10 protein-coding genes and 2 tRNA genes are annotated in these 13,866 nt (G+C 32.9%); 4 read left to right on the forward strand and 8 right to left on the reverse strand.

The genetic code is table 11. The features are described 5' to 3' along the window. Positions 1-3: 3 nt before the first annotated feature. Both J2W95_RS03640 and J2W95_RS03645 read right to left on the reverse strand, forming a co-directional pair. Entirely contained in the window at positions 4-726 is a 723-nt protein-coding gene (locus tag J2W95_RS03640; protein WP_310004047.1) for a hypothetical protein, read from the reverse strand. A 28-nt stretch (positions 727-754) separates the two neighbouring features. Then, entirely contained in the window at positions 755-1,528 is a 774-nt protein-coding gene (locus tag J2W95_RS03645) for a carboxypeptidase-like regulatory domain-containing protein (RefSeq protein WP_310004049.1), read from the reverse strand. 259 nt (positions 1,529-1,787) lie between these two features. Between J2W95_RS03645 and pepE the strand changes: the two genes are divergently transcribed. Further along, positions 1,788-2,495: a dipeptidase PepE gene (gene pepE / locus J2W95_RS03650; RefSeq protein WP_310004051.1), complete on the forward strand. Its 708-nt coding sequence runs from the start codon at positions 1,788-1,790 to the stop codon at positions 2,493-2,495. Positions 2,496-2,604: 109 nt separating this feature from the next. Here the strand turns inward: pepE and gpmI are convergent, their stop codons facing one another. The 3 genes from gpmI to J2W95_RS03665 all read right to left on the reverse strand — a co-directional run bounded on the left by gpmI (position 2,605) and on the right by J2W95_RS03665 (position 9,312). Beyond that, the gene (gpmI, locus tag J2W95_RS03655; RefSeq protein ID WP_310004053.1) at positions 2,605-4,122 is read right to left on the reverse strand and encodes a 2,3-bisphosphoglycerate-independent phosphoglycerate mutase; all 1,518 of its coding nucleotides are present in this window, start codon (positions 4,120-4,122) and stop codon (positions 2,605-2,607) included. Between the two features lie 246 nt (positions 4,123-4,368). Beyond that, a complete protein-coding gene (locus tag J2W95_RS03660; RefSeq protein WP_310004055.1) occupies positions 4,369-6,786 on the reverse strand; it encodes a DUF5916 domain-containing protein in 2,418 nt (805 codons plus the stop codon). 132 nt (positions 6,787-6,918) lie between these two features. Further along, entirely contained in the window at positions 6,919-9,312 is a 2,394-nt protein-coding gene (locus J2W95_RS03665) for a DUF5916 domain-containing protein (protein WP_310004057.1), read from the reverse strand. 188 nt (positions 9,313-9,500) lie between these two features. On the opposite strand from J2W95_RS03665, the gene J2W95_RS03670 reads away from it, so the two are divergent. Then, positions 9,501-10,223 carry a murein L,D-transpeptidase catalytic domain family protein gene (locus J2W95_RS03670; RefSeq protein WP_310004059.1) on the forward strand — a complete coding sequence of 241 codons (723 nt, stop codon included), beginning with the start codon at positions 9,501-9,503 and terminating at the stop codon, positions 10,221-10,223. Here the strand turns inward: J2W95_RS03670 and J2W95_RS03675 are convergent. Continuing rightward, entirely contained in the window at positions 10,212-11,705 is a 1,494-nt protein-coding gene (locus J2W95_RS03675; RefSeq protein ID WP_310004061.1) for a L,D-transpeptidase family protein, read from the reverse strand. The genes J2W95_RS03670 and J2W95_RS03675 overlap by 12 nt on opposite strands. 76 nt (positions 11,706-11,781) lie before the next feature. Then, positions 11,782-12,228 (reverse strand): GNAT family N-acetyltransferase, encoded by a 447-nt coding sequence (locus tag J2W95_RS03680; protein WP_310004063.1) that lies wholly within the window; start codon positions 12,226-12,228, stop codon positions 11,782-11,784. 136 nt (positions 12,229-12,364) lie between these two features. Between J2W95_RS03680 and J2W95_RS03685 the strand changes: the two genes are divergently transcribed. Together J2W95_RS03685 and J2W95_RS03690 are read left to right on the forward strand one after the other, a co-directional pair. Continuing rightward, positions 12,365-12,437, forward strand: a tRNA-Gly gene (locus J2W95_RS03685). A 48-nt stretch (positions 12,438-12,485) separates the two neighbouring features. Continuing rightward, positions 12,486-12,561: transfer RNA gene (locus J2W95_RS03690), tRNA-Gly, on the forward strand. A 43-nt stretch (positions 12,562-12,604) separates the two neighbouring features. On the opposite strand, the gene J2W95_RS03695 is transcribed toward J2W95_RS03690, so the two are convergent. Continuing rightward, entirely contained in the window at positions 12,605-13,861 is a 1,257-nt protein-coding gene (locus tag J2W95_RS03695; RefSeq protein WP_310004065.1) for a DUF445 domain-containing protein, read from the reverse strand. Between the last annotated feature and the right edge of the window lie 5 nt (positions 13,862-13,866).

Here is a 13,866-nt window from a genome sequence, read left to right on the forward strand (position 1 = left end):
CAATTATTCTTTACTTACCCTTTTTTGATTATATCCAATAGCGAGATTTGTCATTAGAAACATACTCATCGTTTTATCTTTAAGACTTAAGGATTCAACGAATCGTTTATCCTCAACACAATAATACTGAAATCCCCTAATGAGTTCTTCAGGTATCTTTAAAGTTTTAGTATAATATTTATTTCCAAAAAGATAGTCAAGTTTTTTCAACAACAATTCTTTCTTTTCAATTTCAACATTCATTTTAAGCATTTCTTTTTCTCCTGAAATAGCACTAAACAAACCCTGAATACCTCCAGAATTAGAATACAATCTTCGCTCTTGTGGTGTGAATTTGACTTGTCCACGAGGAATTATCCTTAAATTTTCAGCCGATATGTTGGCATCTTTATTAATGATCACCTCATCCAATTCAACAGCATTAAAAACCATGTCAATCTCCATTATCCCTGACTTATATTCATATTTGTTTACGTATTTTTTCAAATATTTATAATCAATTCCTGAGAAATTCAAAATATCTCCTTCTTTTGCCTGTATAGAAAAACAACCCTCTTTATCGGTTACTGCCATCATTTTATTCATACAATTGATAACACTAATCCCTTCCAAGTTTTTAGTATTGGATGCAACTGTTCCTATTATGATTTTTTCCACATTCGTTTGCGCGGTCAATAACTGATTTTGACCTAACAAAACAAACAATACTATTAAACTATTCTTCACAGGAAATAAATAAAATTAAAATTTATGGCTAATGGTTCTCGACATCACTTTGTCTATTCTTATTAAAGCTGGAAGCCAAACCAACAATTAAAAACATGCTCATGGTCTTATTTTTATCCTTTAAAGACCTCGCGAAATCTTGGTCTTCTATACAATAATATTGAAATCCCTTGATGTATTCTTCAGGTATTTTTAGGGTCTCTATATAATATTTATCTTCAAATAACACCTCCATTTTGGCCATCAAAAACTCTTTTTTCTCTACAGTTACTGTTTTTTTGAGCATTGCAGTCCTGCCGTTTATTGCATTCAAAATAGGGTCAACGGCCAACATTCCACCTAACAATCCCAATAAATGCACTGGTTTGAAATCACCTGCTGTTTGAAGTTTTCTTTCTTGAGATGTTAGTTTGACCTGATCACGAGGAATTATTCCAAGATTTTCGGCACTTATTTCTGAATGTTCATTAATAATTACCTCTTTCAATTCGATACTTTTGGGAGTTAAATCGACAACAATATTGCCCATTTTAAATTCTTGGATATTTATATACTTCCTTAAATCTTCATAATTAACAGCTGAAAAATTCAAGATATCCCCCACTTTTACCAGAATCGTAAAAGCACCATAGGAATCCGATACAACCATTACTTTGGTAGTTGCATTGGTAATATTGATTCCTTCCAACGGAATTCCATCCGAGCTTACTTGCCCTTTTATCCATTTTTCGACACCTTCTTGTGCGACGGCAAAATGTGTTAAAAAAAAGAAAATAAGTAAAAAAGTAAAATTATTCTTCACGAGCAATTTGAGAATTGATTTAAAAAAACTAATTAATCTCAGAAACTAAGTATTGAAAACATTCCAATTTTGACACATAAAACTGGTTTTATTTTTTTGGACTGAAAAAAACTTCATTTGCGAAATGTAAAAGTATCTTAATCCTATCCAAATTAATTACTAATAAGTTGGTAAAAGTTTGTTAATTAAAAGCTGTCTTCAGTACTTTAAAAAACAATCATTTTATACCTTTACACCAAACTTTTACACAGCATATAAAATGAAAAACTGCATTATTGCCAGCACTTCAACATTGCACGAAGGAGAATATCTAGAGTACTTATTACCAGAGTTACAATCGCATTTCAAGGGTTGTAAAACAATTCTATTTATCCCATTTGCAAGACCAAGCGGTATATCACATGATGAATACACTTCTAAAGTCGCTACAGCTTTCGCCAAAATAAACATAGTCGTAAAAGGTGTTCATGAATTTGAGAATCCAAAAGAAGCCATACAAAAAGCCGAAGGTGTTTTTACAGGCGGAGGAAACACATTCTTGCTTGTTACCCAATTGTACAAAAACGACCTCATGAATATTCTTGCGGATACTGTTAAAAATGGAATTCCATATTTAGGAACCAGTGCGGGAAGTAACATTTGTGGATTAACGATGCAAACGACAAACGATATGCCTATTATTTATCCTCCTAGTTTTCAAACTTTAGGATTGATCCCTTTCAATTTGAATCCTCATTATTTAGATCCAGACGACCAATCCAAACATATGGGTGAAACAAGAGAAACAAGAATCAAAGAATTTCATGCATTCAACACTTTACCAGTTTTAGGATTAAGAGAAGGAAGTTGGCTGGATGTAAAGGGAGCAAAAATTACCCTAAAAGGAAATTTACAAGCTCGTCTTTTTAGACAAAATCAATTACCTGAAGAATTAGCCAGCGGAAGTGATTTGAGTTTTCTAAATTAGATCTTAATAAAACTTTCGAATGATATTAATTTTCCATTTTCTAAAAAACAAAAAAGAGACCAATTTTTAAAAATTAGGTCTCTTTTTATATATCAACATTTAATGTTTTTTACAACAACGAATGACAAGTCATAGCTGCCGGCTGCTCGATTCCCATCAAAGCAAGAATCGTAGGTGCAATATCCCCTAAAACTCCATCTTGAATGTTTTTTAAATCTTTATCCACAAGAATAATCGGCACCGGGTTTGTAGTGTGCGCTGTATTTGGAGAACCATCAGGATTAATCATTGTTTCGCAGTTACCGTGGTCAGCAATAACAATCGTTGTATAATCATTAGCAAGAGCTGCTTCTATAACTTCTTTTACGCAAGCATCAACAGCTTCACAAGCTTTTATGGCGGCACTCATAACTCCTGTATGTCCAACCATGTCTCCATTTGCAAAATTTAAACATACAAAATCAACTTCCCCTTTATTTAATTCAGGAACCAAAGCATCTTTTAATTCAAAGGCGCTCATCTCTGGCTGTAAATCATAAGTGGCAACCTTTGGAGAGTTTCTTAAAAGTCGAGTTTCTCCTTCAAAAGGTAATTCTCTTCCTCCAGAAAAGAAGAATGTTACGTGAGGATATTTCTCTGTTTCAGCGATACGAATTTGTTTTTTGTTGGCTTTTTCCAAAACTTCACCCAATGTTTCGGTGATGTTGTCTTTGTTATAAACCACTTTTACATTTTTGTATGTTTCATCATAATTAGTAAGTGTCACATAATACAAATCCAATTTATGCATGTTTTGCTCGTGGAAATCTTGTTGTGATAATGCTTCGGTCAATTCACGTCCTCTGTCCGTTCTGAAGTTGAAGAAAATAACAACATCATCTTCTTGAATAGTCGCAATTGGTTCATTATTACTGTCCACTATTGCTACAGGTGCAATAAATTCATCTGTAACATCTGCTTGATAACTTGCATTAACAGCAGCAACTGGGTCTAAAGCTTTGGCTCCTGTTCCGTTTACTAGTAAATCATAAGCAAGTTTAACACGTTCCCAACGCTTATCACGATCCATTGCATAATATCGACCAATAATAGACGCTATTTTTACAGGAGTATTTTGGATGTAATTTTGTAAATCTTGAATATACCCTTTCCCAGATTTTGGATCAACATCACGACCATCAGTAAATGCATGAATGTAAACTTTACTCAATCCATATTCTTGAGAAGCATCAATTAATCCACGCAAGTGAGAAGTATGTGAGTGAACACCACCGTCTGAAACTAACCCTAAAAAATGTACTTTTTTATTGTTTTCTTTAGCATAAGTGAAAGCATCAATTAAAACTTGTTCTTTGGCAAAAGTTTTATGAGCTACAGCTAGATTAATTTTGGCTAAATCTTGGTACACAATTCTACCTGCCCCAAGATTCATATGTCCTACTTCACTGTTTCCCATTTGTCCTTCGGGCAAACCAACATTTAACCCATCTGTTCTAAGTTGAGCGCTAGGGTATTTTGTATAGAGACTATTTATAAACGGAACATTTGCATTATCAATTGCAGAAACTTTCGGGTCAGGAGATTTTCCCCAACCGTCTAAAATCATTAAAATTACTTTTTTGTTCATGGTATGAAATTTTTTGCAAAGATAAAGCTTTCCAAAAAAATATAAGTTCGTCAAAACTACTATTGTACATAAAAAAGAGAAGTACAACAAATACTTAAAATTGTGTTGTAAAAAGTGCCTTTTTATAAAAAAAACGCAAAAAAAATCCTCAAAAATCCAGTCTGAAAAACGAGAATTTTGAGGATAATTTTGTCTTGTAAAAAGATATTTCTTTTGTCTAGAAAATTTATTTTAAATAAAGACTTTCTAGAAAATATTTTTAACCTGATTATAGTCAATAAAATATTTTACGCTAATGGAAACCACATGACTTAAATCTTCATTATTAAGCATGCTAGTATAATTGTTCCCAAAATCTTTATTGATTAAATTGTCATATTTTGCAGCATTGCTTCGATACAAAACAACCAATTGACTTCCGGGAGCAAACCACCAATTGTACGACAAATCCAAATTCCAAGTAATCAGATTTTGATCTTTATTATCTTTATAGCCAGCATATGGAGCCACTCTTCCGTTATCCTCTAAGTTATAAAAGTCTTTATTCTCAGTATATGACCAGTAATAACGGGCAGAAAGATCAAAATTCATTTTGCTGTTCAATGAATATTTTCCGTTAATATTGTTAGTGTATGTGACTACATTTCGGTTTGCATAAATGATGGTATTAGGATCCAACGCATCGTTTTGAGAACCACTGTCAACATATCCCTTATTATTATTTTTGCGGGAAAAGTTAAATTCATAGTTTAATGCAAAACGGTCATTGAAACGGTATCTTGGACCTAAATAAATACCATACGACCTTCTTTGAGACTCATTTAATATGGTGAAAGAAGGTTCAAAATCAAAGGCAAATTTATTATTATAATCTGTCGATATTGAAAACCATCCTCCATAACGAGTAGGATCAATACTGTAACGTCCCTCAGTCCTTGGCTCATAATAATTATAAGTTTCGACAGGGCTATAATTCATTCCAAAACCAATATAATGATTTTTTTTGGTAGTAGAATTTAAGTTGAAATTGATTTGATCATTCTGTACTTTTCCAGTTTCTTTCTGAAATTGAGTATAAGCATTAATATTGGTGTTAAACGAATTGAATAATTTGGTTGGACTAAGAATTCTGTAGCTCGTAAATCCATTAAAACTGTAATAATTAGTTTCAAAAATAATCCCCAGATCATTGTTGTCGAAGTCTTTTGTAACCAAGTTTCCACCAAAATTATAGCGATACTTACCACTAGTCTCTGCAAAATTCAAAGTAGTGTTGATTCCGTCTTTTTTACTTTCAATATCATTCACATAACTATATTCAAAGTTTCCATTTAAATTATAGGTGTTTTTGGCCGTATTTAAATCCCAAACCAATGCTGATACATTCCCATCCCTAAAAGAGCCATCTCTGGTAACATTCGTATTTATGAAAGTTGCAGAAGAATTTTTGTGAAAACGCTGATCAAAAACCAGAACATTGTAATTAGTCAAGGGTTCCACTACAACTCGACGTGTTTCCTGTGTAATGGTATCTTTAATAGTAGCATATGTTTTTTGGGTAACCGCATTCAAGTATCCAATCCCTAGTCCTCCTTTTGTTCGACCAGATATTTTGGTAGCATTATAAAGATCTACAGTCGTTGGATTTTCTATTATTTCTTCATTAATATTTGTCTCTGGAGTATACGAAGGCGGCCCACCAATCCTTCTGGAATAGAACAGATTCCCTTTACTGAACAAATCCGTCCCTTCAGTAAAAAAGGCACGATTTTCATTAAATTGTTGTTCGAAAGGTGTCAAATTTAGAATTCGATCATCATATTTTGTTTGCCCAAAATCAGGAATTAGCATCGCATCAAGAGTGAAGGCATCATTTATTCCATACTTAATATCCAAACCTCCTTTTAATTCACCATACGTTTTTTGGCTGCCATTCGCATACGTATAAAAAGAAGCATATGGCAAAAAGAAAAGTCTGGTAGGTGTTTTTATATTTTCAATGCCATCCACAATCCCATTTTGTTGGGTAAATGTCCCTATTTTATTATCAATCAAATTCCATGAATATTTTTGTCGATCTCTACGTATTTCCCTAAAAAAGTTAACACCCCAAGTTTGTTTGCTTTCGCTAGAAAATCGCAAAGCAGAATAAGGAATTCGCATTTCGACAACCCACCCGAAAGAAGTAATAAGTGCTTTACTGTCCCAAACGGCATCCCAAGAATAATCTTCTCCATTACTATCAGTTGCTAAACAATCGGCTTGACCATCTGCTGCATTTACAAAGAATTGAAAATTTTGCTGTCCATCATTATATCCATTGATGAACACACCGAAAAAATCGGCAGCACCAAAATCGTCTCTTTTATTTAACTCCTTTAATATTTTGCTTGGTTCATCATCATACATCAAAGCACCAATATAAATGGCTTCATTATCATACAGAACTCGAACTTCGGTTTTTTTATTTTCAGGAATAGCTTTGCCATTGTCAGGTTGAAACATGACAAAATCAGTGGCAATAGGAACTGACTGCCAAACCGCTTCTTCTAATTTCCCATCTAAGATTATTTTTTCAGTAGTGAATTTTGTTTGCAGAGATTTCTTCTGACAATAGATCAAAGTTGAAAATAAAAGAAAACAAAAAACATAATACTTTTTCATGAAAACAATAATTTTAGATAGCGCAAAAATATTAAATCAAATTCTAGATCGAGAACTAAAATTTGAGTTTAACAAGTTGCTGCACCAATAGACTATTGATTACTGCTAATGTTACAGTTTTTTGAAAAAAGATTAGAATTTGTTTTTTACTACATTATAATCAATGTAATAACGAACGCTAATTGAAAAAATATTAGTTAAATTACTATTAAAAATATCTGACAAGTTCGTTGAAAGGTCTTTTTCAACTTGATTCGTTTCCTCCAAAGCATAATTTCGATACAGCAGAATCATTTCACTTCCGAGAGCAAACCACCAAGAGTACGAGAGATCAAAATTCCAAGAATTAAAATTTCGATTTTTGTTAAGATTATAATTAGGATTTGGAGTTAAATAACCATCATCTTGTAGCGTAAAGAATTCATGATTATCAGCATAAGACCAATAGTAACGGACATCCAGATTTAGAGCCATTCTATTGGTGATTGCAAATTTTCCGACAAGAGTATTTTGCAGTATTTCTCTATTCCTTTCGGCAAATACAATACCCGAATCGTCGTAGCCCACACGACCTCTGTCACTTCTTTTGGCGGTATAATCTAAGGCGTATTCTAATGAAAATTGATTATTGAATCGGTATTTTGGATTAATAAAAACACCGTAATTTAGTCTGTCCTCTTCGTCATATTTAGCAAAAGAAGATGCTATGTCGACCGTAAAAGCATGATTCCTATTTAATTCAAAAGCTAAAAGAGAAATTACTTTTTTTGGAACATAAACATAGCGACCATAATCCCTAGGTTCATAAAAATCAAAAGTTTCTTTCGGTGTATAAAGCAACGAAAATTCATAATAATTGTTCTTTAAAGAAGATGCCGTTATAGTAGTTTTCAAATAGTCATCTTGTATTTTACCTGTTGTATTTTGAATTTCCAAACTAGCTTCTTGAAGAATTTTGAAAGTATTGAAAACAGAAGTTGGATTCAATATTCTATAACTTGCATTGGCATAACCACCGTGATAATTTGTGTAATATATCAGTCCAAGATCATTAACGTCGTAATCTTCAGAAATGTATTTTCCAGAAACTTCATATCGAATTTTTCCGCTTGTTTTTTCAAAATTCAAGGCTGTTTTATAGCCGTCATAATCTTCGAAAGTATTAACTGTACTGTATTTAAAATCCCCATTTAGACTATAGTTGTTTTTCTTGGTATTCAAATCGAATAAAAGCCCCGAAACATTAGCGTCCCTAAAACTACCATTCCGAATAGTATTTGTATTGATAAAAGTTACAGATGAATTTTGATTAAACCGCTGATCCAAAACAACTATATTATAATTGGCAAGTGGTTCAATGACTTCTTTTCTTGATGTCGAACTTATAGTGTCTTTTATTGTTGCAAATGTTTTTTCAGTAATTGCATTCAAAAAACCTATTCCTAAACCTTTTTTGGTACGACCCGAAATCTTGATTGCATTTAGCAAATCGACTGTACTTGGATAATCTGTAATTTCTTCATTTTCTGCCACTGTTGGATCTGAACTCGGGTATCCTCCAATTCTTCTGGAATAAAAAAGATTTCCTTTAGAAAACAACTCGGTTCCTTCGGTAAAAAACGGTCTATTTTCATCCAATTTTTGTTCGAATGGCTCGAGATTTAAAATCGCATTATCAAATTTAGTTTGTCCAAAATCAGGTACTAAAATCGCATCTAAAGTAAATGCATCATTGATTCCGTATTTGATATCGAGTCCTCCCTTAAATGTATTATCCGACTGATTTTCATCCTTTTGATTGTAAAATGATGCGTAAGGAATAAAGAATAATCGAGTTGGAGTCTTAATATTTTCAATTCCTTCCAATAATCCGTTTTGTGTAAGCTCAGCTCCAATTTTGGTATCAATTCGGTTCCAAGAATACACTTGTACATCTCTCTCAATATTTCTAAGGAAATTTATACCCCAAGTTTGCTTGTTTGAATTTGGAAAACGTATTGCAGCATAAGGAATTTTCATTTCTACCACCCACCCTTTATCGGTTATAACTGTTTTACTATCCCAAATAGCATCCCACGAAAAATCGTTATAATCTTCGGTAGCGATACAATCTAACTGTACCCCAGCCGCGGTTACATAAAATCTGAAATCCTGTTGTCCATCATTAAACCCATTAATGAAAATTGAAAAATAATCGGTTACCCCAAAACTATCTCTATTGGTGATTTCTTTTTTTATTTTATTCGGGTCTTCATCATATAATATTGCAGCAATGTAAACTGCGTCATTATCATAAACTACCTTGACTTCTGTTTTTTTATTTTCATTTATAGCCTTACCGTTATCTGGCTGATACATGACAAAATCAGAGGCAATTTCGGCAGAATTCCATGCATCTTCCGTTATTCTACCATCAATAGAAATCTTAGTTGTAATAGACTTCGTATTAAGCGTCTTTTTTTGACCATACAATAGACTTGTGCAAAGAATTGCTAAAAAAACGATACTATTTTTAATTAAGATCATAAAAAACTACTGATTTGCAACAAAACTAACACAAATAAACTAATAAAATACTGACATAAGTTATTTTTTTTCAAAAAAACATCGTTTAAAAGTTAAAAATTATCGTTAAATTGCATTTTTATTTTGCTGATTTCTAATTGTTTGTATATTTGCAATCCCCGAATTATTCTACAACCAAATGAAAAACAATGTTTTATAAAATACTTATCCCTACATTATTTACGTTTGTATTATTGTCCTTCACAGGAAATACAACAAACACAACCAAGACAGTTACAAAAAAAGCTGCCGTTTCTAATGTATTATCAAACATCGATAGCAAAATTCAATTAGTTTATAGCTCCTTACATAGCAATCAATTTCAATTACCCAAAGAAGAATGTTTTGCCGAAGCATTGAAAGGGTTTTATGAATTAAAAGAAAAAGGGCTGATCAAAAGAGACATATTAACCTTGATTGATTTTAGCTTATCATCTAATGCCAAACGTCTTTGGATTATTGATTTATCAACCAATGAAGTACTACTTCAATCGTTAGTTGCCCACGGAAGAAATACAGGCGAGGAATTTGCAAATAATTTTTCCAACAGACCAGAATCTTTCAAAAGTAGCTTAGGTCTATACGCCACAGGAGAAGTTTATAATGGAAAACATGGCCTTTCTCTAAAACTTGACGGTTTAGAAAAAGGGATAAATGATTTCGCACGAAAAAGAGCAGTCGTAATGCATGGTGCCAATTATGTTTCAGAATCCTTTATAAAAAACCACAAACGATTAGGAAGAAGTCAAGGATGTCCTGCAGTTCCTCAAGAATTTGCTTCTGAAATTATTTCGATGATAAAAGGACAATCTTGCTTGTACATCTATCACCCTTCCATAAATAATTTAAAACAATACAAACTAGTTTCGTAATTGAGTATATAAATCAACATCGAGATTGTAGATATCATCTCTAAAAATCAATTCATTATTTTCACTCCACGCTGTCCAATACCATTGGTAAACAGCATAACGTTTTGTTATTCCTATAAAAAGTGTCTTTTGGGTTGCAATAATAGAATCCATTTTTTCCCTTGAAAATTTCTTTGGATTATCCAATAAAAGCTCAACCAATTCTAAAGGCTCTTCAATGCGCACACATCCCGAACTTAACGACCGGAAATTACGTTCAAACAAATCGCGATGATCGGTATCGTGCATATAAACACTATATCTATTTGGAAAATTGATTTTGACAACTCCTAAAGCATTATTATAACCCGGTTTTTGCACATAGCGATATCCCCTAGGTCGATTTTCATCCCATTTTTTAGGATCGACTTCGTTACTATCAGAGTCATAGATTCCAATGCCTTTATTTTTCAGGAAGTTTCTATCTTTGATTAACCCAGGAATCATATCCTCCTTTAATATGGTTGGCGGAACTGTCCAAGTTGGATTAAAAACAACCGTTTGCAAGACAGAAGTTAACACTGGTGTTCTTCTTTTATTTTTCCCTACAACGATACGCTTAGTCATAGTAACACTCTGATCTTCGACTACATTTAGACTGTAATTAGGAATATTAATCAGGACATAATTTCGAGCAAATGATTTGGCAAACCATCTCCAACGTTCCAAATTGACAATAATTTGACGCTTTCTTTCTTCTTTAGTGAAATTCAATGCTTTTATAGTGCTTTTGCCAATTACGCCATCCGGAGTTAAGCCGTGTCTAACTTGAAATTTTTTGACAGCTTCAAATGTTTCATCATCATAATAACTAACAATACTGTCTTTACTATCTAAATCTTTCCAGTAGAGTAATTTCTTTTTGATATTGATTATCTCCCGATTAACATGGCTATGTCTTATTACAGTTGTGGTGTCTATAGGTCGTGTTTTATCTTCGGGTAATTCATTAATAAGCTCCAAAGCTTTTATCAATTTGATATAAGTCAAAGCTTTCGGCTGACATTTTTCTGTTATACAAATAAGAGAATCTTTTTCCAAAGCGTCATTCAGAATAGATTTGGTATCCAGTTCATCAATAGGTAAGTCCCAATTTCCATATAATTTTCTTGGATTAAGTTTTCCGCTATGAAGATGAGTTAGGTATTTTTCAAAATTATAAGTAAGTAGCAAATCATAGTTCACCTGTTCGTCTTCGTCTAAATCATTGAAGCTTTTTTCGAGATTTACTAGTTTTGAAATATTATAATCTGATGGATTCAATCCTTCAATTTCGCATCTCTTTATAGTTTCAAGAATAATTTGTCTATTTTTTTCAGATTGCCATACCGTTTCATTCTCTCTGGATCTGTAAAAATCCATGAGTGATTTACTTTTAAAGGGAGTTATCAATAGAGTATCAATTTCAACAACATCTCCCTCTTTATCTGTAGGATCTGACATTTTAAAAGAGTCCAAATTTAGAATAGGCTCTTTTTTGCAACTTATTAAAACTGCAAAGACAATAAACAAATAAAACTTATTCATTACTTATGCTTTTTGACATTAAATAATGCTCGCCAACATCTTTGATTTCAAAAGCCGTTCCAACTTTGGCGTAGCCTAATTTCTCATAAAAGCCCACAGCAGCTGTTCTGGCATTAAACCAAATTAAATCTGTTTCGAGTTTTTTACAGTATGCTTCGCAATGTTTAACCAATAATTCTCCGATTCCTTTTTTTTGATGAGATTCCAAAACAGCCATTCCTCGAATTTGATATTGCTTATTAGTCGTAAAGATGCGATTGTTGTTTTTAAAAACAGATATAATTCCTACAAAATTACTATTTACAAAATACCCAAAATGATGAGTAGAAGCCAAATCATCACCTTCAAATTGACAAGTTTCGATTGGTTTTCCTTTTCTAAGAACAGCATGCCTTACAGAATAGGTCTCTAAATCGGTTATTTTTTCGATGTTTTGCATGGTCATTTAAAAAAAATAAAAGTATAACATTTTAATTTTAAAACGGTTGTAATCCAGAATGAGAAATGTCGATTTATTTTTCAAAAAAAAATTTGCAATTAACTGTTTTTATTATTTATCTTTGCACCTCAGTAATGCGAAAGTAGCTCAGTTGGTAGAGCTCCAGCCTTCCAAGCTGGTTGTCGCGAGTTCGAGCCTCGTCTTTCGCTCTAAAATCAAATTCATTTTGATTGTAAAGGGTAATTTTAATGATTAATGCGAAAGTAGCTCAGTTGGTAGAGCTCCAGCCTTCCAAGCTGGTTGTCGCGAGTTCGAGCCTCGTCTTTCGCTCCAAAACCTCAAATGAAAATTTGAGGTTTTTTTTTATTCTAAAATTTTACATTACAAAATTCTGTAGCACACATTCGACTGCATAAATCAAGAGCCCCACTAAACCTCCCACAAGAGTCCCATTAATCCTTATATACTGAAGATCGCTTCCTATTTCCAGTTCTAACTTTTTGGAAACCTCATCCGTATCCCAACTTTTTACTGTGGAAGATATCAAATCACCAATCATTTTTTTATTATTAATAAGCACAGACAAAACATCATTCTTGATAAAATTATTAATCTTATCCATCATCGACTGATCGTTTTGTATTCCTTTACCAAAACTCTGAATCAAATTAGCTATGCTTTTTTTGATACTTGATTCTTCTTTAAGAGACAAATCATTTGCAATCGCCGTTTTGATTTCCAACCAAATCCCGCTGATATAATCCTGTACTTCTTCTTTTTTAGCAAAGCCAAGAACCAAATCATTAACTTTCTGTTGCATTTCAGCAGAATCCCTTAACTCGGTTATAAAATTCATCACATAATCATTTATCCTTTTGCGAATAGCGCTATCTTGATGACTCGCTTGCTCCAGAAAATCGTATAATCCATTAAAAATACCTTCAGTTATTTTTTTGTCGGCCAAGCCAAAAGACAAAAATGGAGTCGAGCTTTTTACTTTTTCTTCAATCAGATGTTTGTGGTTGTGTAATTCAACAATCAGTGTTTTAAGGACATTAGTCACTAAAACTTCTTGCTTTTCGCTTTTAGCCAATGACTCCAAACCCAAAGCAATCCATTCACCAAAATTCACTTTACTTAGTTTATCACTAAATTGATTATGTATAAAATGTTTCACTTCCTCATCATCAATCGTTTTCAAAACGCCTGGAATTACATTATCAACAATTAAACCAGCAACCAGATTAGCATTTTTCTCATCAATCAACCAGTCCGAAGCTTTCTTTGCCACATTAAATTGTTCAATCTTGATTTCCAATTTTTCTCTTGTCAAAAACTCGTCCGAAACAAAATCCCCCAGATTCTCCCCAATTTTATCTTTGTTACTAGGAATCAAAGCAGTATGCGGAATAGGAATTCCAAGCGGATGCCTGAACAAGGCCACAACAGCAAACCAATCCGCAATACCTCCGACCATCGCCGCTTCACTAAAAGCTTTCAACCAATCAACATTATAAACATTGGCAATCATAAAAAGAACAACAGCAAATCCTAAAAGGATAAGTGCATTTCTTTTCATCCTATCCAAATCCTTTTCTTTCTTACTGTTTTCCTGATCTAAAGACGCATTCATGATAT

This window comes from Flavobacterium granuli (genome assembly GCF_031456055.1).
In the GTDB taxonomy this organism is placed as follows: domain Bacteria; phylum Bacteroidota; class Bacteroidia; order Flavobacteriales; family Flavobacteriaceae; genus Flavobacterium; species Flavobacterium granuli_A.

Excerpts from the sequence above, each read along its gene's own strand:
- pepE (WP_310004051.1), top strand. The coding sequence starts at position 1,788 with ATGAAAAACTGCATTATTGCCAGCACTTCAACATTGCACGAAGGAGAA.
- gpmI (WP_310004053.1), bottom strand. The coding sequence starts at position 4,122 with ATGAACAAAAAAGTAATTTTAATGATTTTAGACGGTTGGGGAAAATCT.
- J2W95_RS03660 (WP_310004055.1), bottom strand. The coding sequence starts at position 6,786 with ATGAAAAAGTATTATGTTTTTTGTTTTCTTTTATTTTCAACTTTGATC.
- J2W95_RS03665 (WP_310004057.1), bottom strand. The coding sequence starts at position 9,312 with ATGATCTTAATTAAAAATAGTATCGTTTTTTTAGCAATTCTTTGCACA.
- J2W95_RS03670 (WP_310004059.1), top strand. The coding sequence starts at position 9,501 with ATGTTTTATAAAATACTTATCCCTACATTATTTACGTTTGTATTATTG.
- J2W95_RS03675 (WP_310004061.1), bottom strand. The coding sequence starts at position 11,705 with ATGTCAGATCCTACAGATAAAGAGGGAGATGTTGTTGAAATTGATACT.
- J2W95_RS03680 (WP_310004063.1), bottom strand. The coding sequence starts at position 12,228 with ATGCAAAACATCGAAAAAATAACCGATTTAGAGACCTATTCTGTAAGG.
- J2W95_RS03695 (WP_310004065.1), bottom strand. The coding sequence starts at position 13,861 with ATGAATGCGTCTTTAGATCAGGAAAACAGTAAGAAAGAAAAGGATTTG.